At 70.6% G+C, this 19,083-nt stretch carries 19 protein-coding genes; 4 read left to right on the top strand and 15 right to left on the bottom strand.

From position 1 onward, the window contains the following. Position 1 precedes the first annotated feature (1 nt). The 7 genes from carB to G6N16_RS11760 form a co-directional block, all read right to left on the bottom strand. A complete protein-coding gene (carB, locus tag G6N16_RS11790) occupies positions 2-3,349 on the bottom strand; it encodes a carbamoyl-phosphate synthase large subunit (protein WP_083030651.1) in 3,348 nt (1,115 codons plus the stop codon). Continuing rightward, positions 3,349-4,482 (bottom strand): glutamine-hydrolyzing carbamoyl-phosphate synthase small subunit, encoded by a 1,134-nt coding sequence (gene carA / locus G6N16_RS11785; RefSeq protein ID WP_083030649.1) that lies wholly within the window; start codon positions 4,480-4,482, stop codon positions 3,349-3,351. Before carA ends, carB begins: the two co-directional genes overlap by 1 nt. Then, positions 4,479-4,982 (bottom strand): PH-like domain-containing protein, encoded by a 504-nt coding sequence (locus G6N16_RS11780; protein ID WP_083030648.1) that lies wholly within the window; start codon positions 4,980-4,982, stop codon positions 4,479-4,481. Before G6N16_RS11780 ends, carA begins: the two co-directional genes overlap by 4 nt. Next, positions 4,979-6,292 (bottom strand): dihydroorotase, encoded by a 1,314-nt coding sequence (locus G6N16_RS11775; protein ID WP_083030646.1) that lies wholly within the window; start codon positions 6,290-6,292, stop codon positions 4,979-4,981. The genes G6N16_RS11780 and G6N16_RS11775 overlap by 4 nt, the downstream gene beginning before the upstream one ends. Before the next feature lie 4 nt (positions 6,293-6,296). After that, positions 6,297-7,247, bottom strand: a complete 951-nt coding sequence (locus G6N16_RS11770; protein ID WP_083030645.1) for an aspartate carbamoyltransferase catalytic subunit — start codon at positions 7,245-7,247, stop codon at positions 6,297-6,299. After that, positions 7,244-7,816 (bottom strand): bifunctional pyr operon transcriptional regulator/uracil phosphoribosyltransferase PyrR, encoded by a 573-nt coding sequence (gene pyrR / locus G6N16_RS11765; protein WP_083030643.1) that lies wholly within the window; start codon positions 7,814-7,816, stop codon positions 7,244-7,246. The genes G6N16_RS11770 and pyrR overlap by 4 nt, the downstream gene beginning before the upstream one ends. Before the next feature lie 69 nt (positions 7,817-7,885). After that, positions 7,886-9,181, bottom strand: a complete 1,296-nt coding sequence (locus tag G6N16_RS11760) for an MFS transporter (protein ID WP_083030642.1) — start codon at positions 9,179-9,181, stop codon at positions 7,886-7,888. Between the two features lie 23 nt (positions 9,182-9,204). Here G6N16_RS11760 and G6N16_RS11755 point away from each other — a divergent pair, with 23 nt between their 5' ends. After that, the gene (locus tag G6N16_RS11755) at positions 9,205-10,407 is read left to right on the top strand and encodes a serine hydrolase domain-containing protein (RefSeq protein WP_083030640.1); all 1,203 of its coding nucleotides are present in this window, start codon (positions 9,205-9,207) and stop codon (positions 10,405-10,407) included. A 9-nt stretch (positions 10,408-10,416) separates the two neighbouring features. On the opposite strand, the gene G6N16_RS11750 is transcribed toward G6N16_RS11755, so the two are convergent. Genes G6N16_RS11750 through G6N16_RS11735 form a run of 4 tightly spaced genes read right to left on the bottom strand, consistent with a single transcriptional unit; the run spans position 10,417 to position 12,884 of the window. After that, positions 10,417-10,644, bottom strand: coding sequence for an Rv1893 family protein (locus tag G6N16_RS11750; protein ID WP_083030639.1), 228 nt, complete (start codon positions 10,642-10,644; stop codon positions 10,417-10,419). Positions 10,645-10,703: 59 nt separating this feature from the next. Next, entirely contained in the window at positions 10,704-11,186 is a 483-nt protein-coding gene (nusB, locus tag G6N16_RS11745; RefSeq protein WP_083030637.1) for a transcription antitermination factor NusB, read from the bottom strand. Further along, positions 11,179-11,742: an elongation factor P gene (gene efp / locus G6N16_RS11740; protein ID WP_083030635.1), complete on the bottom strand. Its 564-nt coding sequence runs from the start codon at positions 11,740-11,742 to the stop codon at positions 11,179-11,181. Before efp ends, nusB begins: the two co-directional genes overlap by 8 nt. Positions 11,743-11,768: 26 nt before the next feature. Further along, positions 11,769-12,884, bottom strand: a complete 1,116-nt coding sequence (locus G6N16_RS11735) for a M24 family metallopeptidase (RefSeq protein ID WP_083030634.1) — start codon at positions 12,882-12,884, stop codon at positions 11,769-11,771. Between the two features lie 33 nt (positions 12,885-12,917). Here G6N16_RS11735 and G6N16_RS11730 point away from each other — a divergent pair, with 33 nt between their 5' ends. From G6N16_RS11730 to G6N16_RS11720, 3 genes are all read left to right on the top strand, one after another. Next, a complete protein-coding gene (locus tag G6N16_RS11730; RefSeq protein ID WP_083030632.1) occupies positions 12,918-13,490 on the top strand; it encodes a B-4DMT family transporter in 573 nt (190 codons plus the stop codon). Positions 13,491-13,671: 181 nt separating this feature from the next. Beyond that, on the top strand, positions 13,672-14,403 hold the full coding sequence (locus G6N16_RS11725) for an Rv3717 family N-acetylmuramoyl-L-alanine amidase (protein WP_083030681.1): 732 nt from the start codon (positions 13,672-13,674) through the stop codon (positions 14,401-14,403). A 58-nt stretch (positions 14,404-14,461) separates the two neighbouring features. Next, positions 14,462-15,595, top strand: coding sequence for a GTP-binding protein (locus tag G6N16_RS11720; RefSeq protein ID WP_083030628.1), 1,134 nt, complete (start codon positions 14,462-14,464; stop codon positions 15,593-15,595). 8 nt (positions 15,596-15,603) lie between these two features. Here G6N16_RS11720 and aroB read toward each other — a convergent pair whose 3' ends face one another. The 4 genes from aroB to G6N16_RS11700 all read right to left on the bottom strand — a co-directional run bounded on the left by aroB (position 15,604) and on the right by G6N16_RS11700 (position 19,055). Then, entirely contained in the window at positions 15,604-16,683 is a 1,080-nt protein-coding gene (aroB, locus tag G6N16_RS11715) for a 3-dehydroquinate synthase (protein ID WP_083030615.1), read from the bottom strand. Further along, positions 16,683-17,333, bottom strand: coding sequence for a shikimate kinase (locus G6N16_RS11710; RefSeq protein ID WP_083030613.1), 651 nt, complete (start codon positions 17,331-17,333; stop codon positions 16,683-16,685). The genes aroB and G6N16_RS11710 overlap by 1 nt, the downstream gene beginning before the upstream one ends. 10 nt (positions 17,334-17,343) lie before the next feature. Continuing rightward, a complete protein-coding gene (aroC, locus tag G6N16_RS11705; RefSeq protein WP_083030679.1) occupies positions 17,344-18,561 on the bottom strand; it encodes a chorismate synthase in 1,218 nt (405 codons plus the stop codon). A gap of 71 nt (positions 18,562-18,632) precedes the next feature. Further along, a complete protein-coding gene (locus tag G6N16_RS11700; RefSeq protein WP_083030611.1) occupies positions 18,633-19,055 on the bottom strand; it encodes a prepilin peptidase in 423 nt (140 codons plus the stop codon). Between the last annotated feature and the right edge of the window lie 28 nt (positions 19,056-19,083).

The raw sequence follows: 19,083 nt of genomic DNA, 5'->3' as shown, positions 1-19,083 counted from the left end.
CTCAGCCCCCGAGCGCGCTGTGCAGGTCCTGCAGCGACCGCACCCCGATGTCGCCGCGGATGCCGGCCTCAATGCCCTGCACGGCCGCCGAGGCGCCCTGCACGGTGGTGATGCACGGGATATTCATCTGCACGGCCGCGGCGCGGATCTCGTAGCCGTCGATGCGGGGACCGGAGTTGCCGTACGGGGTGTTGATCACCATGTCGACCTCCCCGGCCCGGATCGCCTCCACCGCCGAGCGCGCCGGCCGCTCCGGCGTCGGCTCCTGGAAGTGCTTGCGCACCTCGTCGCACGGAATCCCGTTGCGGCGCAGCATCTCCGCGGTGCCCTCGGTGGCCAACACCCGGAATCCGAGGTCGGCCAACCGTTTCACCGGGAAGACCAGGGAGCGCTTGTCCCGGTTGGCCACCGAGACGAACACCGTGCCGGTGGCCGGCAGCGAACCGTAGGCGGCGGTCTGGCTCTTGGCGAATGCGCTGCCGAAGTCGGCGTCGATTCCCATCACCTCGCCGGTGGACTTCATCTCCGGTCCCAGCAGCGAATCCACGTTGGACCCGTCGGCGCGGCGGAACCGGTGGAACGGCAGCACGGCCTCCTTGACCGCGATCGGCGCGTGCGGCGACGGGCTGGCCCCGTCCCCCTCGGGCACCAGCAGGCCCTCGGCCCGCAGCTCGGCGATGCTCTCCCCCAGCATGATCCGGGCGCACGCCTTGGCCAGCGGGACCGCGGTGGCCTTGGACACGAACGGCACGGTGCGGCTGGCGCGCGGGTTGGCCTCCAGCACGTAGAGCACGTCGTCTTTCAGCGCGTACTGCACGTTGAGCAGCCCGACCACCCCGATGCCGTGCGCGATGGCCTCGGTGGCGCGGCGAACCGCCTCGATGTCCTGGCGGCCCAGGGTGACCGGCGGCAGCGCGCACGCCGAGTCACCGGAGTGGATACCGGCCTCCTCGATGTGCTCCATCACGCCGCCGATGTACACCTCGGTGCCGTCGCACAGCGCGTCGACGTCGATCTCGATGGCGTCTTCGAGGAACCGGTCCACCAGCACCGGGTGCTCGGGCGACAGTTCGGTGGCCCGGGTGATGTAACCGGCCAGGGTCTGTTCGTCGTAGACGATCTCCATGCCGCGCCCACCGAGGACGTAGGACGGGCGGACCAGCACCGGATACCCGATGTCGGCGGCGATCTTTCGGGCCTGCTCGAAGGTGGTGGCGGTGCCGAACCGGGGCGCCGGCAGGCCGGCGTTGGTCAGCACCTCACCGAAGGCGCCGCGGTCCTCGGCCAGGTCGATGGCGGCCGGGCTGGTGCCGACGATCGGCACCCCGGCGTTCTCCAGCCGGTGCGCCAGCCCCAGCGGCGTCTGCCCGCCCAGCTGAACGATGACCCCGACCACGCCGGGACCGCCTGCCCCGGAAGCCTGTTCGGCCCGGTAGACCTCCAGCACGTCCTCGAAGGTCAGCGGTTCGAAGTAGAGCCGGTCGGCGGTGTCGTAGTCGGTGGACACCGTCTCCGGGTTGCAGTTGACCATGATGGTCTCGTAGCCGGCGGCACTGAGCGTGGTGGCGGCATGCACGCAGCTGTAGTCGAATTCGATGCCCTGGCCGATCCGGTTCGGCCCGGACCCGAGGATCAGCACCTTGGGCCGCTGGTCCTGCGGGGCGACCTCGCTCTCGGCGGCCGGATCCAGCTCGTAGCTGCTGTAGTGGTACGGCGTGGTCGCCTCGAACTCGGCGGCGCAGGTGTCGACGGTCTTGTACACCGGGTGCACGCCGAGTCGCTCGCGCAGCACCCGCACACCGGCCTCACCGGCGAGTTCCGGTCGCAGCACGGCGATCTGCTGATCCGACAGGCCGCTGTGCTTGGCGCGGCGCAGCAGCGTCTCGTCGAGCACCGGGGCGGCCAGCAGTTCGGTGCGCAGCGCCACCAGGGTGGCGATCTGCTCGACGAACCAGGGGTCCACGCCGGAGGCCGCGGCAACCTGTTCGACGGTGCCGCCGATGCGCAGCGCGTACTCGATGTCGTAGAGCCGGCCGTCGGTGGCCGTGCGCAGCCGCGTCAGGGTCGCGTCCAGGGTGGCGTCGTCGCCGTCGGGGTCGGGGCCGGTCCAGAACCCGGCGCGCTTGGTCTCCAGCGACCGCATGACCTTGCCGAGTGCTTCGATGAAGTTGCGGCCCAACGACATCGCCTCGCCGACCGATTTCATCGTGGTGGTCAGCGTCGGGTCGGCGCCGGGGAACTTCTCGAACGCGAACCGCGGTGCCTTGACCACGACGTAGTCCAGCGTCGGCTCGAAGCAGGCCGGGGTCTTCTTGGTGATGTCGTTGACGATCTCGTCGAGGGTGTAGCCGATGGCCAGCTTGGCGGCCATCTTGGCGATCGGGAAGCCGGTGGCCTTCGACGCCAGGGCCGAAGACCGCGACACCCGCGGATTCATCTCGATCACGATCAACCGGCCGTCGCGCGGGTCGATGGCGAACTGGATGTTGCAGCCGCCGGTGTCGACGCCGACCTCGCGCAGGATGGCGATGCCCAGGGAACGCATCTTCTGGTATTCCCGGTCGGTGAGCGTCATCGCCGGGGCGACGGTCACCGAGTCACCGGTGTGCACGCCCATCGGGTCGAAGTTCTCGATCGAGCAGACGACCACGACGTTGTCGTTGCCGTCGCGCATCAGCTCGAGCTCGAATTCCTTCCAGCCGTAGATCGATTCCTCGATCAGCACATTGGCGCTCGGCGAGGCCGCCAGGCCGTCGCCGGCCATCCGCTCGACGTCCTCCAGGGTGGCGGCCATGCCCGAGCCGAGCCCGCCCATGGTGAACGACGGGCGCACGACGACGGGCAGGCCCAACTCGGCGACCGTCTCGCGGACCTCCTCCATGTTGAAGCACACCCGGGAGCGGGCGGATTCGCCGCCGACGCGGGCGACGATGTCCTTGAACTTCTGCCGGTCCTCGCCGCGCTGGATGGCCTCGAAGTCCGCGCCGATCAGCTCGATGTTGTGCCGTTCCAGCGCCCCGTTCTCATACAGCGCGACGGCGGTGTTCAGCGCCGTCTGGCCGCCGAGGGTGGCCAGCAGCGCGTCGATCTTGTTGCCGCGCTCGGCCTGCTGGGCGATCACCTTCTCCACGAACGCCGCGGTGATCGGCTCGACGTAGGTCTGGTCGGCGTACTCCGGGTCGGTCATGATGGTCGCCGGGTTGGAGTTGACCAGGGTGACCTGCAGGCCCTCCTCGCGTAGCACCCGGCAGGCCTGGGATCCGGAATAGTCGAATTCACAGGCCTGTCCGATGACGATCGGCCCGGAGCCGATGACCAGAATGTGGTTGAGGTCGCTGCGGCGCGGCATCAGTGCTTCTCCATCAGGTCGATGAACCGGTCGAACAGGTTCTGGGCGTCGTGCGGGCCGGCGGCGGCCTCCGGGTGGTACTGCACCGAGAAGGCCCGGCCGTCGATCAGCCGGACTCCCTCCACCACACCGTCGTTGGCGCAGGTGTGGCTGATGACGGCGCGACCGAACGGCGAGTCGAACTCCTGTCCGGCCTCCCCCTCCAGTGCGAAGCCGTGGTTCTGCGAGGTGATCGCGACCTTGCCGGTGGCGTGCTCGATCACCGGGACGTTGATGCCGCGGTGCCCGAAGGTCATCTTGTAGGTGGACAAGCCCAGCGCCCGGCCCAGCAGCTGGTTGCCGAAACAGATTCCGAACAGCGGGATTCCGGCTGAGACCACCTGCCGGGTGAGCTCGACCACCGCGTCGGCGGTGGCCGGGTCGCCGGGACCGTTGGACAGGAACACCCCGTCGGGCGCCAGGTCGGCGATGGCGTCGAAGCCCGACCAGGACGGCAGCACGTGGGTGCGCACGCCACGGGCGGCGAACATCCGCGGGGTGTTGGACTTGATGCCCAGATCGATGGCCGCGACGGTGAAGCGCGCGTCGCCGTCGGCGTCGACGACGTAGGGCACCTCGGTGCTGACCTCGGCCGACAGGTTCGCGCCCAGCATCGGCGGCTGCTCGCGGACCCGGGCCAGCAGTTCCTCGGGGCCCTTGGCGTCGTCGAGGGCGGCGCCGGAGAACACCCCGGCCTTCATCGATCCGCGGGTGCGCAGGTGGCGCACGATGGCGCGGGTGTCGACGCCGGCGATGCCCACCACGTTCTGGCGGGCCAGTTCGTCGTCGAGGGTGCCGGTGGCGCGCCAGTTCGACGCCCGCGGCGACGGGTCGCGAACGACGTAGCCGGCCACCCAGATCCGGTCGTCGCGGCTCTCAGCGTCCTCGTCGTTCCAGCCGGTGTTGCCGATCTGCGGGGCGGCGGCGACGACGATCTGCCGGTGGTAGCTGGGGTCGGTCAGGGTCTCCTGGTAGCCCGACATCGCGGTGGTGAACACCACCTCGCCGAGGGTCTGACCGAGCGCACCGAAGGCGGTACCGGTGAATACCCGGCCGTCCTCCAACACCAGCACGGCGGGCCTGTTGCCGCTCATCCGTCTTCCTTCCCGGTCCAGGTTTCGTACACGCTGTGGTCATCGGCACGGAATCCGGTGTCGATGTCGGTGCCCGACGGCAGTGTCCAGCGGATCACCAGAATGCCGTCGAAGGTCAGTGCCTTGCCGGCGTGGCCGCGTTCGGTGCGGATCGCCACGATCGAGGCGGCGGGTATCCAGATCGGCGTGCCGCCGATCCGCTGCAACATGACGCCCTCGGGGTAGCGGGTGAGCACGGCCTTGGACCGGTAGCCGAGGTCGCCGACGGCGATCCGGTCGTTCCACTGCGGTGCCAGCGTGCTGCCGACGTAAAGCCCCTTGGTGGCCGGGATTTCGGCCGGCCCGACGGTTTCCGGCATCGGCGGCAAGGTGCCGACCAGCGAGACCTGACGCTCGGCGCGGTGCCGCCAGCCGCGCAGCATCAGGTGGATCAGGTAGCTGACGATCACCGCAACCACCGCGGCGAAGATCAGCGAGCTGACCAGGGTGGGAGTGTTCACGGGGCGTCCACCTCGCGTCGTCGGGCCTGCCCGTCGCGGGCGGTGATCCTGCCGCGCAGCAGTGTGGCGGTGACCGTGGCGGGCAGTGTCATCGACTGGTACGGGGTGTTGGTGGACTTGCTGGCCAGTTCGTCACCGGTGACCGTCCACCGGGCCTCCGGGTCGACGACGGTCAGGTTCGCCGGTTCCCCGACGGCCAGCGGGCGGCCCTGGTCGGCCAATCCGACGATCGCGGCCGGGTTCTCGCTCATCACCCGCGCCACCCCGCGCCAGTCCAGCAGGCCCGGGGCGACCATGGTTTCGGCGATCACCGACAGCGCGGTCTGCAGGCCGAGCATGCCGGGCCGGGCGTTGGCGAACTCGCAGCACTTCTCCTGGGCCGCGTGCGGGGCGTGGTCGGTGGCCACGGCGTCGATCACCCCGTCGGCCAGGGCCGCGCGCAGCGCCAGCGCGTCGGACGCCTCGCGCAGCGGCGGGTTGACCCGGTTGACCCCGTCGTAGCTCGCCAGCCGGGAGTCGTCCAGCAGCAGGTGGTGCGGGGTGACCTCGGCGGTGATGGAAATCCCTTGCCCCTTGGCCCATTTCAACAGTTCCACGGTGCCGGCGGTGGAGGCGTGGCAGATGTGCACCCGGGCACCCGCGTCGCGGGCCAGGATCGCGTCGCGGGCGACGATGGACTCCTCGGCCGACCGCGGCCAGCCGGCCAGGCCCAGCCGGGCGGCGTTGGGGCCCTCGTGCGCGACGGCGCCGACGGTCAGTCGCGGCTCCTCGGCGTGCTGGGCGATCAGCACGCCCAGACCCGAGGCGTACTCCAGGGCCCGGCGCATGACCAGCGGGTCGTGCACGCATTTGCCGTCGTCGGAGAACATCTTGACCCGGGCGGCACCGGCGGCCATGGCGCCCATCTCGGTGAGTTGTTCACCGGCCAGGCCGACGGTGACCGCCCCCACCGGGTGCACGTCGACCAGCCCGATGTCCTGGCCGCGCTGCCAGACGTGGTCGGTGACGACGGCGGTGTCGGCGACCGGGTCGGTGTTGGCCATCGCGAACACCGCGGTGAATCCGCCCAGAGCGGCGGCGGCCGAACCGGTTTCGATGGTCTCGGTGTCCTCGCGGCCAGGTTCGCGCAGGTGGGTGTGCAGGTCAACCAGGCCGGGCAGCAGGATCTGGCCGGTCGCCTCGATGACCTCGGCGTCCGCGGGGGCGGTCAGGCCGGCGCCGATCTCGGCGATCTGGCGATCGTCGACCAGCACGTCGACCGGATCGCCGGCACCGTAGAGCCGCACACCGCGGATCAGAACGGGACTCATCAGCTCACTCCTCCCCGGCGTCGGCGCCGACCAGCAGGTGGAACAACACCGCCATCCGGACGTGTACACCGTTGGAAACCTGTTGCAGCACAGCGGTTTGGGTGGAATCGGCGACCGAGTAGGCGATCTCCATGCCGCGCAGCATCGGCCCCGGGTGCAGCACGACGGCGTGCGGGGCGAGCAGCGCGTGGCGCTTCTCCGACAAGCCGTAGCGGATCGAGTACTCACGCGCCGACGGGAAGAAGCCGCCGTTCATCCGTTCGGCCTGCACCCGCAGCATCATCACCGCGTCGGCCGCGGGCAGTTCGGCGTCCAGGTCGCCGGTGACCGTCGCACCCCAGTCCGCGACCCCGGTCGGCAGCAGGGTCGGCGGCGCCACCAGCACCACCTCCGCGCCGAGGGTGTTCAGCAGGGCCACGTTGGAGCGGGCCACCCGGGAGTGCAGGATGTCGCCGACGATCAGCACGCGGCGGCCCTCGATGCCGCCCAGCCGCTGCCGCAGGGTCAGGGCGTCCAGCAGCGCCTGGGTGGGGTGTTCGTGGGTGCCGTCGCCGGCGTTGATGACCGACGGACCCCCGGATGGGGAGTCAGGTTGGGCGGTCCAGGCCGCCAGCTGATGGGCCGCACCGGAGGCCGGGTGGCGGATGATCAGCGCGTCGGCGCCCGCGGCGCGCAGCGTCAGCGCGGTGTCGCGCAGCGACTCCCCCTTGGCCACCGAGGAACCCGAGGCGCTGACGTTGATGACGTCGGCGCTCATCCACTTGCCGGCCACCTCGAAGGACACCCGGGTGCGCGTCGAGTTCTCGTAGAACATGGTGATGACGGTCCGGCCCCGCAGGGTGGGGAGCTTCTTGACCTCGCGGCCCAGCAGCGCCGCGGCGAACCGGTCGGCGTCGTCGAGGATGGCGGTCGCCTCGTCGCGGGTGAGGTCGGCGGCGCTCAGCAGGTGTTTCACCGGGTCTGCTCCTCGGGGAGAGAAATGAGCACCTGGTCGCGGCCGTCGTGTTCGGCGATGCGGACCTCGACGTTCTCGGCGCGCGAGGTGGGCACGTTCTTGCCGACATAGTCCGCGCGGATCGGCAGTTCCCGGTGGCCGCGGTCGACCAGGACGGCCAGTTGCACGGCCCGGGGCCGGCCGATATCGCGCAGCGCGTCCAGTGCGGCGCGGACCGAGCGCCCGGAGTACAACACGTCGTCGACCAGGATCACCAGGGCGTCGTCGATGCCGCCGGGCGGAATCCGGGTGTCCTCCAGCGGTCGCGGCGGCTTGGAGTTCAGATCGTCGCGGTAGAGGGTGATGTCCAGTGAACCGTGACCGAGGCTGACGCCGCAGAAGTCGGTGATGTTGGTGGCCAGCCGGGCGGCCAGCTCCGGACCCCGGTTCGGGATGCCCAGCAGCACGACACGCGGGGCGTCGGCGGAATCCAAGGCGGTCTTCTCGATGATCTGATGCGCGATCCGCGCAATGGTGCGACTGACGTCGGCCGACGACATCAATTCGCGCCCGGATTCTGAGGCGCCCACGAGTGGTTTCGGACCTCCTTCTCCGCCTCTCTGGACGGATCGTTAAAGGATGTCGGACTGCCCGATACCCTAGCAGGCCGCCAGGGCCCGACCCTGCGTCTCCGGCAGCGCCAGCGTGCACCCGATGCTGACCAGCACGAACCCGCCGATCAGCAGACCCACCGCCCAGCTCCCGACGGCCGCCACGAGCGCCCCGGCGACCAGCGGGGGCAGGGCCCCGCCGACGATCCCGGCCAGGTTGAACGCCAGGCCAGCCCCGGTGTAGCGGTAGCGGGTGGCGAAGGTCTCCGGCAGGAACGCCCCGATCGGCCCGTAGGACAGCCCGAACAGGCAGAAGATGCCGGCGATCGCCACCAGGAACGCCGCCGGGGACCCGGAGTCGATCAGCGGCATCACCAGGAACGCCCACGGCAGCGCGGCGAGGAAGCCGACGAGGATCACCCGGCGCCGGCCGAACCGGTCCGAGAGCACCGCCGACAGTGCCGAGCAGGCCATCAGCATCACCCCGGCCAGCACCCCGGCGGACAGCACCAGCGGCCGGGGATGCCCGATGTGGGTGTTGGCGTAGTTCATCAGGTAGGTGCCGCCGAGGAAGCTCATGGTGAAGATGCCGACCATGCAGCCGGCGCCGAGCAGCACCTGGGCGCCCTGGTTGCGCAGGAGTTCGCTCAGCGGTGCCCGCGGCACCGCGCCGCGGCGGACCTCCTCGGCGAACACCGGGGTCTCGTCGATGCTCAGCCGCACGTACAGCGCGACGATCAGCAGCACCGCGCTGAACAGGAACGGGATGCGCCAGCCCCAGGTCAAAAACGCCGGGCTGGACTCGGAGATGGTGACCGTGGCCAGCAGGAACACCAGGTTGGACACCGCCAGGCCCGCGCCGGCGCCCAGTTGGGTGAACATGCCGTAGGCGCCGCGCTTTTCGGTCGGCGCGTATTCGGCCGACAGCAGCGCCGAGCCCGCCCATTCGCCGCCGACCGCGAAGCCCTGCGCCAGCCGCAGCGCCAGCAGGATCGCCGGGGCGGCCATGCCGATGCTGGCCGCCGAGGGAACCAGACCGACGCCGACGGTGGAGGTGCCCATGATCAGCAGGGTGGCGATCAGGGTCTTCTTGCGGCCCAGGCGGTCACCGAAATGTCCGAAGACCGCCGCACCGATGGGCCGCGACAGGAACGCAACCGCGAACGTGGCCAGCGACGAGATGGTCGCCATGGTCGGATCGAGGTTCGGGAAGAAGACGTGCGGGAAGACCAGGGCCGCTGCGGTGCCATAGATGTAGAAGTCGTAGAACTCGATGGCGGTGCCGATGAAGCTGGCGAACGCCACCTTGCGCAGCGGGCGTCCAACCGTCGGGCCACTGGTCATTCAGGCAGGCTAACGTGAGGCGGGTGAAGCTAGAGGCGAACGCCGAATCGGTGACCGCGGCCGTCGACGCCGGACTGCTGGCCGGCGCGGTCACCCTGGTCTGGCAGCGGGGAAAGGTACTGCAGGTCAACGAGATCGGCTACCGCGACGTCGACGCCCGGGTGCCGATGACCCGAGACACCAACTTCCGGATCGCCTCAATGACCAAGCCGGTGACCGTCGCCGCGGCGATGACCCTGGTGGAAGAGGGCGCGCTGGCGCTGTCGGATCCGATCACCAACTGGCTACCGGAGTTCACCTCGATGCGGGTGCTCGCCGATCCGCGCGGGCCGCTGGATGCCACGGTGCCGGCACGGCGCGCCATCACCGTCGAGGATCTGATGACCCACCGCTCCGGGCTGGCCTACCAATTCTCCATCCCGGGACCGCTGGCGCGCGCGTACGCCGGGGTATCGCTGCGCCAGGACGCCGACGCCTGGCTGGCCGAAGTGGCCACGCTGCCGCTGGTGCACCAGCCGGGCCAGCAGTTGACCTATAGCCACGCCACCGACGTGCTGGGCATCCTGATCTCGCGGATCGCGGGCAAGCCGCTGCACGAGGTGCTCGACGACCAGATCCTGGGGCCGCTGGGCATGGTCGACACCGGCTTTTTCCTGACGCCGCAGTCGCGCCGGCGGGCGGCCACCATGTACGCGCTGACGCCCGAGGGCACGCTGCGGCATTCGGTGATGGGGCCGCCGCAGGTCACGCCGCCGGCGTTCTGCCAGGGCGGCGCCGGATTGTGGTCGACGGCCGATGACTACCTGCGGTTCGCCCGGATGCTGCTGGAGGGCGGCACCGTCGACGGGGTGCGGGTGCTCTCGCCCGAGTCGGTGCGGGACATGCGCACCGACCGGCTGACCGAGCAGCAGAAGCAGGTGCCGTTCCTGGGGATGCCGTACTGGATCGGCCGCGGGTTCGGCCTGAACCTGTCGATGGTGACCGATCCGGCGCGCTCGGCGCCGCTGTTCGGGCCCGGGGGCGCCGGATCGTTCACCTGGCCGGGCGCCTACGGCACCTGGTGGCAGGCCGATCCGGAGAACGACCTGATCCTGATCTATCTGATCCAGAACGCGCCGGACCTGTCGCCGGACGCCGCGGCGATCGCCGGGAACACGTCCCTGGTCGCGCTGCGGACCGCCCAGCCCAGGTTCGTCCGGCGGACCTACCAGGCGCTGGAGTGCTGAGGCGCCGGTCTACTTCTCGTCGTCCTCGTCGTCCTTGCGGCCGGTGAGGATCTCGCCGGCCTTCTGCACCGAGTGCCCGGCGATGTCGAGGGAATCCTGGACGATGTTCGTCGTCCCCTCGGCGACGTTGCCCTTGAGCACCTCGACCGCGTTATCGACGATGTCACCGGACATTTCGACGGCGTAGCTGGCGATATCCTTCGCCGACTGCACCGCATCCTTGGGATTGAACCCCATGACCCACCACCCCTTCCGGTGTCTACCGCGCGGAGTGCACGGTTACTGCCCGTCGAACACTAGTCGGGTTCGACAACGGGTGCCCGCAGAACACCGGAAGCCGCCCGGATCTGCGGGGTGACCAGCATGACCTGGCCCAGGACGCCGTTGACGAAGCCGGGCGAGTCGTCGGTGGACAGTTCCTTGGCGAGCTTGACCGCCTCGTCGACGGCGACCGGCTCGGGTACGTCCTCGGCGTGCAGCAGTTCCCACACGGCGACCCGCAGGATCGCCCGGTCGACGGCCGGGATCCGGTCCAGCGTCCAGCCCTGCAGGTGCGACGAGATCAGGTCGTCGAGGTGGGCGGCGTGTTCGGTGACACCGTTGGCCACCAGCACGGTGTAGTCGGCCAGCGGGGTGACATCGGGCTGGGTGCGGGCCAGTTCCGCGCGCGAGGTCGCGACCTCGGCCGGGGTCAGGCCCCGCGCCTCGGCCTCGAACAGCAGGTCGACCGCACGTTTGCGGGCGGCGTGCCGCCCCCGCACCGGGCGTTTTTCAGGCATTCACGCGGCCCAGGTAGCTCCCGTCGCGGGTGTCCACCTTGAGCTTGTCGCCGGTGTTGATGAACAGCGGCACCTGCAGTTCGGCGCCGGTCTCCACGGTGGCGGGCTTGGTGCCCGCGCTGGAGCGGTCGCCCTGCAGGCCCGGCTCGGTGTGGGTGACGACGAGCTCGACCGACACCGGCATCTCCAGGTACAGCGGCGCGCCGTTGTGGAAGGCGATCTGCACCGGCAGGCTCTCCAGCAGGTACTTCTCGGCGTCGCCGACCAGCGCCTCGGACAGCGGATGCTGCTCGTAGTCTTGGGAGTCCATGAAGATGAAGTCGCTGCCGTCGCGGTAGAGGAAGGTGGCGTCGCGCCGGTCGACGGTGGCGGTCTCCACCTTCACCCCGGCGTTGAACGTCTTGTCGTTGACCTTGCCGGTCAGCACGTTCTTGATCTTGGTCCGGACGAACGCGGGGCCCTTGCCCGGCTTGACGTGCTGGAATTCGATGATCTGCCACAACTGGCCATCGATGTTGAGGACCAGCCCGTTCTTGAAATCGGCAGTCGATGCCACGGCGAAACGCTCCTAGCTTTCTCGTTCTAGAGAATGTTGAGTTCCTTGGGGAACCGGGTCAGCAGTTCCGGCGGCTGCTCGTCACCGGCCCCAGATGTGTCACCGGCGACGATCAGCGTGTCCTCGATCCGGACACCGCCTCGACCGGGCAGGTAGACACCGGGCTCCACGGTAACCGCGGCGCCAGCAGGCAGTGTACCGGTGGCGGTCGCGTTGATCCCCGGCGCTTCGTGGATTTGCAGTCCCACCCCGTGGCCCAGTCCGTGGCCGAAGTTCTCCGCGTAGCCGGCGGCGGCGATGACCACGCGCGCCGCGGCGTCGACGTCGGCCAGCACCGCGCCCGGTTTCAGGGCGTGGCGCCCGGCCCGCTGGGCGTCGGCGACCAGGGCGTAGATCTCCCGCTGCCAGTCCGCGGCTCGGCCCAGGACGAAGGTGCGGGTCATGTCCGAGTGGTAGCCGCCCACCCGGGCGCCGAAATCGATCTTGACGAAATCACCGGCGGCCAGGGTCGCGCCGGTGGGCCGATGGTGCGGAACGGCCGAGTTCACGCCGGTGGCGACGATGGTCTCGAACGATGGCCCGTCGGCGCCGCCGGCCAGCATCAACGCCTCCAGGTCGTTGCGGACCTCGCGCTCGGTGCGGCCCGGGCGCAGTCCGCCGCGCTCGATCAGCTCGGTCAGCGCGGTGTCGGCAACCGCGCAGGCACCCCGTAGCAGGGCGATCTCGCCGGCGTCCTTGATCTCGCGCAGGGCCTCGACCAGCCCGCGGGCCCGGACCAGGCGCACCCCGGGCAGTTCGGCCAGTAGGTCGCTCAACGCGGCGTGGGCGTCGACGGTCATCACGTGCGACTCGAAACCCAGCGCGTGTACCCCGTCGTCGGCGGCGCGGCGGCCCAGCGCCGCACCGAGCGAGCGGGTGATGACGGTCTCCAGGTCGGGAGCCTGCGCGGTCGCCTGGGTGCGGTAGCGGCCGTCGGTGGCCAGGACCGCGCCCCGGTCATCGGCGTAGACCAGCAGCGCGGCGTTGGAGCCGGTGAATCCGGACAGGTACCGCACGTTGTCGAGGTCGCTGACCAGCATCGCGTCCAGTCCGCGGGCGCGGCAGGCCGCAGCAAGGTTGACGCGTCGGCGGGATTGTGTCACGTCGGCAAACGGTACTCGCTAGGCTGAACGGTCATGAGCAAGTGGTTGGTGCGCGGCCTGGTGCTGGCGGGCCTGATGACCGTGGTCCGGCTCGTGCAGGGCACGTTGATCAATCTGCACCAGACCCAGGCGGTGCTGATCAGTTCGGTGTCGGTCGCGGTGATCGCCGTCGTCGCCCTGGTCTGGGGCTGGCGCGACGGGCAGGCCGACGCCCGGGCGAACCCCGACCCCGACCACCGCGCGGACCTGGCGATGACCTGGCTGATCGCGGGGCTGGTCGCGGGGGGCCTCAGCGGGGTCGTCACCTGGATCATCTCGTTGTTCTACCCGGCGCTGTACTCCCCGGGTATCGCCCAGGAACTGACCACCTTCGCGGCATTCACGGCGCTGCTGGTGTTCCTGCCGGCGACCCTGGCCGTCGCGCTGGGCCGGGTGGCGGTGGACCGCAAGGGGCCGGAGGCTCCGCATCACGGCGGTATCCATGAGGACCGCGCCGACACCGACGTGTTCGAAGCCATCACCGCCGACACCGTCGAGACCGATGTCGCCGCGGCCGGCGCGGCCCTGGGCTCTGGCACGGCCGAGGAGCCCCGCTCCGAGAGCTGAGCGTCCCAGCGGGTCCGCAGTGGCCGTGCAGTTGTTTGCCAGCAAGCTGTGACCGACCCGCAACGATCGGGTGCGCCGCGCCTGCGGGAGCGGTGTCGGCCGCCGCACTACCTTGCCTGGCATGCGCGAAGTTCCCTGCCCCGGGCGGACCGGCCCGCTCACCACGCTGACCCGCCGCGACATGCTGCGAAACACCGTGGCGGCAGGGGTTTTCCTAGGTCTGCCGGATGCGCTGCTGACCGCGCCGGTCGCCGCGGCGAGCGCTCCGCTGGCCGGGGCGATCGTGTTTCTCGACCCTGGGCACAACGGCGCCAACGACGCATCGATCGACCGGCCGGTGCCGACCGGCCGCGGGGGAACCAAGGTTTGCCAGACCACCGGAACCAACACCGACAGCGGCTACCCGGAGCACAGCTTCAATTGGGATGTGGTGCTGCGCATCCGGCAGGAGCTGAGCCGGCTCGGTGTCCGCACCGCGATGTCGCGGGGCAACGACAATGCGCTGGGGCCCTGTGTCGACCAGCGCGCGGAGATGGCCAATGCGCTGCACCCGGACGCGGTCCTGAGCGTGCACGCCGACGGCGGTCCCCCCAGCGGGCGCGGGTTCCACGTGAACTACTCGTCTCCGGCGCTCAACGCCGCCCAGTCCGGGCCGTCGCTGGTGTATGCCAAGACCATGCGCGACGCGCTGGCCGGCGCCGGGATGACGCCGTCGACCTACATCGGCAACGATGGCCTCTACGGTCGGTCGGATCTGACCGGGCTCAATTTGGCGCAGTATCCGTCGATCCTGGTGGAGACCGGGAATATGAAGAACGCCCACGACGCGGCGCTGATGGAGACCCCGACCGGGCGGGCGGCCTATGCGGCCGCCATCGCCTCCGGCGTGGCGGAGTACCTGAACCGGCGGTGACCGGCGCCGCCAGACCCACACGGGGCACGTCTTAATGAAAACGATTATCATTAATGGTATGGCTGAATCCCTGATCCCCGTCACCGTGCTGTCCGGCTTCCTCGGCGCCGGCAAGACCACCGTCCTCAACCACATCCTGGCCAACCGCGAGGGCCGGCGCGTCGCCGTCATCGTCAACGACATGAGCGAGGTGAACATCGACGCCGCCCTGATCGCCGGTCAGGGCCACCTCGACCGAACCCAGGAGAAGCTGGTCGAGCTGACCAACGGCTGCATCTGCTGCACCCTGCGCGAGGACCTCATCGCTGCGGTCGCCGACCTGGCGCGCGCGGGCCGATTCGACCAGGTGGTGATCGAGTCCACCGGCATCTCCGAGCCGATGCCGGTGGCCGCCACCTTCAGTTGGCAGTTCGAGGACGGCTTCTCCCTGGGTGACCTGGCCCGCCTCGACACCCTGGTCACCGTCGTCGACGCCGCGACCTTCCTGCCCGAACTCGCCCGCGGTGACGCACTGGCGCGGCGCGCGCTGGCGGCCGGGGAGGACGACGGCCGCAACATCTCCGATCTGCTCAGCGAACAGGTCGAGTTCGCCGACGTCATCCTGGTGAACAAGACCGACCTGGCCGGCCCGGCGGCGACCGCCCGCACCGAATCCGTGCTGCGCCGGCTCAACCCGCGCGCGGAGATCGTGCGCACCGACCACGGCGTCGCCCCGCTGGATCTGCTGCTCGACACCGGCCGATTCGACCCGGACATCGCCGCCGAGACGCCCGGCTGGGAGGAGGAGATCGCCGACGGTCACACCCCGGAGACCGAGGAGTACGGGATCTCCAGCTTCACCTTCCGCGCCGACCGACCGTTCCACCCGCAGCGGCTGGAGTCCGTTCTCGTCGCACTGCGAGGCCTGTTGCGGTCCAAGGGATTCTGCTGGCTGGCGACCCGACCCGGCATCGTCGCGTTCTGGTCGCAGGCGGGCCCGAACCTGACCATCGAGCCGGCCGCGTACTGGTCGTCGACGACGATCGACCCCGGCCAGGAGATCGTGTTCATCGGAGTCGACCTCAAGCCGCGGCATCTGCGGGGCCTGCTGTCCGCGGCCCTGCTGACCGACGCGGAGATGGCCGCCGGGCAGGACGCTTGGCTGCACCTACCCGACCCGCTGCCGGTCTGGAGCATCGCCCACCAGCACTGAGGCGAGGGCTACTCCCCCAGCGCGGCGTAGGCCCCGGCGATCAGCGCCGGGTCCGGGCCCTCCAGCCGGCCGGGCTTGGCCAGCCCGTCGAGCACCACGAAGCGCAGCACCCCGGCCCGGGTCTTCTTGTCGCCGCTCATGTACTCCACCAGCTGCCCCAGCGCGTCCGGGTCATAGCCGGTGGGCAGGCCCAGGGCGCGTAGCACCGAGGCGTGCCGGTCGGCCGTCTCGTCGTCGAGCCGGCCGCTGATCCGGCCGAGCTCGGCGGCGAACACCAGGCCCACCGACACCGCGGCGCCGTGGCGCCAGCGGTAGCGTTCGCGGCGCTCGATGGCGTGCGCCAGGGTGTGGCCGTAGTTGAGGATCTCGCGCAGCGCCGATTCCTTCTCGTCGGCGGCGACCACCTCGGCCTTGACGACGATGGCGCGGCGGATCAGTTCCGGAAGCACGTCGCCGGCGGGGTCGGTCGCCGCCTGCGGATCGGCCTCGATGAGATCGAGGATCACCGGGTCGGCGATGAATCCGGCCTTGACGATCTCGGCCATCCCGGCCACCAACTCGTTGCGCGGCAACGTTTCCAGGGTGGCCAGGTCCACCAGCACCGCGCGCGGCTGGTGGAAGGCGCCGACCAGGTTCTTACCGGCGTCGGTGTTGATGCCGGTCTTGCCGCCGACGGCCGCGTCGACCATGCCCAGCAGCGTGGTAGGCACGTGCACGACGTCGATGCCGCGCAGCCAGGTGGCCGCGGCGAACCCGGCGACGTCGGTGGCAGCTCCGCCGCCCAGGCTGACGATGGCGTCCTTGCGGTCCAGCCCGATCCGGCCCAGCACCTCCCAGATGTAACCGACGACCGGCAGGTCCTTGCCGTCCTCGGCGTCGGGGATCTCGATGCGGTGCGCGTCGATGCCGTGGCCGCCCAGGTATTCGCGGACGGCCTCGGCGGTCACCGCCAGGGTCGGCTGGTGCACGATCGCCACCTTGCGCACGCCGGCGAGCTGCTCGCCGAGCTCACCGAGCAGCCCGACGCCGATGATCACCGGGTACGGCGGGGTGACGGCAACCTCGACGCGGATCGCATCGCTTTGCATTACTGAGCCTCTTCACGACGTCGGGCGGCCAGGGCGGCCGGGGTGGCGGGGGTCGGCGGGGTGGCGTCGGCGGACGGTCCCGGTCTGGGCGGGGTGAACCGCCACGGCGGGCGTCGACGACGCCGGTTGGGCCGGGGCGCGCCCGGATTCTCCAGCCGCGACATCAGATAGCGCACCACCGCGCCGGGGTTGCGCCGGTTGGTGGAAACCCGCACGGTCGCGGCCCTGCGGTACAGGGGTACCCGCGCGGCGGCCAGCTTGCGGTAGGTGGCGGCGGCGTCGTCGCCGGCCAGCAGCGGCCGGTTGACGTTGCCGGAGGTGCGCCGGATCCCTTCGGCCACACCGATTTCCAGGAAGACCACGGTGTGCCCGGACAGCGCCTCGCGCACTCCCGGCGAGGTGATCGCGCCACCTCCCAGCGACACGATGCCGTCCTGATTCTCCAGGGCGTCGCGGATGACCTGTTCCTCGATCCGGCGGAATCCGGCCTCGCCGTCGGTGGCGAAGATGTCGGCGATGCTGCGTCCGGTGGTCTCGACGATCTTGGCGTCGGTGTCGACGAACTCCACCTTCATCGCCTTGGCCAGTCGCCGCCCGATGGTCGACTTGCCGGAACCGGGCATGCCCACCAGGACCGCGCGGGGTGCCATGGCGACCGCCCTATCCGGCGTCCCGGGTGCGCGAATCCCGGGCCTGGTTCGGCTGCTGTTCGGCGACGGCCCGCAGGTAGCCGTCGACGTTGCGGCGGGTCTCGGTCAGCGAGTCGCCACCGAACTTTTCCAGTGCGGCCCGAGCCACTACCAGGGCGACCATCGCCTCGGCGACCACCCCGGCGGCGGGCACCGCGCACACGTCGGAGCGCTGATGGATGGCCACGGCTTCCTCGCCGGTGGACATGTCGACCGTCGCCAGCGCCCGCGGCACCGTCGAGATCGGTTTCATCGCGGCGCGCACCCGCAGCGGCAGCCCGTTGGTCATACCGCCCTCCAGGCCGCCGGCCCGGTTCGTCGAGCGCACCACCCCGTCGGGACCGGGGTACATCTCGTCGTGCGCCGCGCTGCCGCGCCGGCGTGCGGTCTCGAAGCCGTCGCCGATCTCCACACCCTTGATCGCCTGGATGCCCATCACCGCGGCCGCCAGCTGGCTGTCCAAGCGGTCGGCGCCGCTGATGAACGAGCCCAGCCCGATCGGCAGCCCGGTGACCACCACCTCGACGACGCCGCCGAGGGTGTCGCCGTCGCGCTTGGCGGACTCGATCTCGGCGATCATCGACGCCTCGGCGGCCGCGTCGAACGCGCGCACCGGGCTGTCGTCGATGGCGGTCAGGTCACCGGCGGCCGGTGGCGGGCCGACGTACGGGTCGGAGGCGCCGATGGACACCACGTGGGAGAGCACCTCGACGCCGAGGCACTGGCGCAGGAACTGCCGGGCCAGGGTTGCGGCGGCCACCCGGGCCGCGGTCTCGCGGGCACTGGCCCGCTCCAGCACCGGGCGGGCGTCGTCGAAGCCGTACTTGAGCATGCCGGCGTAGTCGGCGTGGCCGGGCCGGGGCCGGGTCAGTGGCGCATTGCGCGCGACGTCGAGTTCGGTGGCGGGCACCGGGTCGGGTGACATCACCGATTCCCACTTGGGCCACTCGGTGTTGCCGATCTCGATGGCGACCGGGCCGCCCAGGGTGAGCCCGTGCCGGACCCCGCCGAGCAGGGTGACCTGGTCCTGCTCGAACTTCATCCGGGCGCCCCGGCCGTAGCCCAGGCGCCGGCGGCGCAGTTGTTCGGCGATGTCATCGCCCGTGACGGCCACGCCGGCGACCATGCCCTCGACCATGGCCAGCAGCGCGCGGCCATGGGATTCCCCGGCAGTAGTCCAGCGCAACACGGCTGTCATTCTCCCACGGCACCGCCGCGGACCACGAATGGACCGGTGCCAATGGGCCGGGCCGGCCGTCGCTACCGGCCCGCCCAGGCCAGCGCTACCGCCGCGGCGGTGGCTAGACACATCGACGGGCCGTGCGCCAGGCGCCGCCGACGCCGCGCCAGCCCGCACCCGGCGGTCAGCAGCGGGGCGGTCAGCGCCGCCAGGAACCAGGTCCCGGCGCCGAACGGCCCGCTGAGCGCGCCCAGGCCGATGGCGAGTTTGACGTCGCCGGCGCCGAGCTGGGCCGGGGCCATCAGGTGCGCCAGCCCGTACAGGCCGGTCAGTGCCAGCGCGCCGAGTACGGCCGGGGCGAGCGCACCGGCGAGTGCGGCACCGGCGAGGATGACCCCGGCACCGGGCAGGGTCAGCACGTTCGGCAGCCGGTGGGTGCGCAGGTCGGCGACCGTGAGCAGGATCAGCCACACCCCCGCTGCCGCCGCCGAAAGGATCGCCATCACCGCAGGCTAGGGGCGCGTCGGCCCG

The organism is Mycolicibacterium insubricum, assembly GCF_010731615.1.
Lineage (GTDB): Bacteria > Actinomycetota > Actinomycetes > Mycobacteriales > Mycobacteriaceae > Mycobacterium > Mycobacterium insubricum.
The sequence above is the reverse complement of the archived record's forward strand: the minus strand, read 5'-3'. Positions and strand labels throughout refer to the sequence as shown.

Bases quoted from the DNA above. Each gene is read 5' to 3' on its own strand.
- carB (WP_083030651.1), bottom strand. From the start codon at position 3,349: ATGCCGCGCCGCAGCGACCTCAACCACATTCTGGTCATCGGCTCCGGG.
- carA (WP_083030649.1), bottom strand. From the start codon at position 4,482: ATGAGCGGCAACAGGCCCGCCGTGCTGGTGTTGGAGGACGGCCGGGTA.
- G6N16_RS11775 (WP_083030646.1), bottom strand. From the start codon at position 6,292: ATGAGTCCCGTTCTGATCCGCGGTGTGCGGCTCTACGGTGCCGGCGAT.
- G6N16_RS11760 (WP_083030642.1), bottom strand. From the start codon at position 9,181: ATGACCAGTGGCCCGACGGTTGGACGCCCGCTGCGCAAGGTGGCGTTC.
- G6N16_RS11750 (WP_083030639.1), bottom strand. From the start codon at position 10,644: ATGGGGTTCAATCCCAAGGATGCGGTGCAGTCGGCGAAGGATATCGCC.
- nusB (WP_083030637.1), bottom strand. From the start codon at position 11,186: ATGCCTGAAAAACGCCCGGTGCGGGGGCGGCACGCCGCCCGCAAACGT.
- G6N16_RS11730 (WP_083030632.1), top strand. From the start codon at position 12,918: ATGAGCAAGTGGTTGGTGCGCGGCCTGGTGCTGGCGGGCCTGATGACC.
- G6N16_RS11725 (WP_083030681.1), top strand. From the start codon at position 13,672: ATGCTGCGAAACACCGTGGCGGCAGGGGTTTTCCTAGGTCTGCCGGAT.
- G6N16_RS11720 (WP_083030628.1), top strand. From the start codon at position 14,462: ATGGCTGAATCCCTGATCCCCGTCACCGTGCTGTCCGGCTTCCTCGGC.
- aroB (WP_083030615.1), bottom strand. From the start codon at position 16,683: ATGCAAAGCGATGCGATCCGCGTCGAGGTTGCCGTCACCCCGCCGTAC.
- G6N16_RS11710 (WP_083030613.1), bottom strand. From the start codon at position 17,333: ATGGCACCCCGCGCGGTCCTGGTGGGCATGCCCGGTTCCGGCAAGTCG.
- G6N16_RS11700 (WP_083030611.1), bottom strand. From the start codon at position 19,055: ATGGCGATCCTTTCGGCGGCGGCAGCGGGGGTGTGGCTGATCCTGCTC.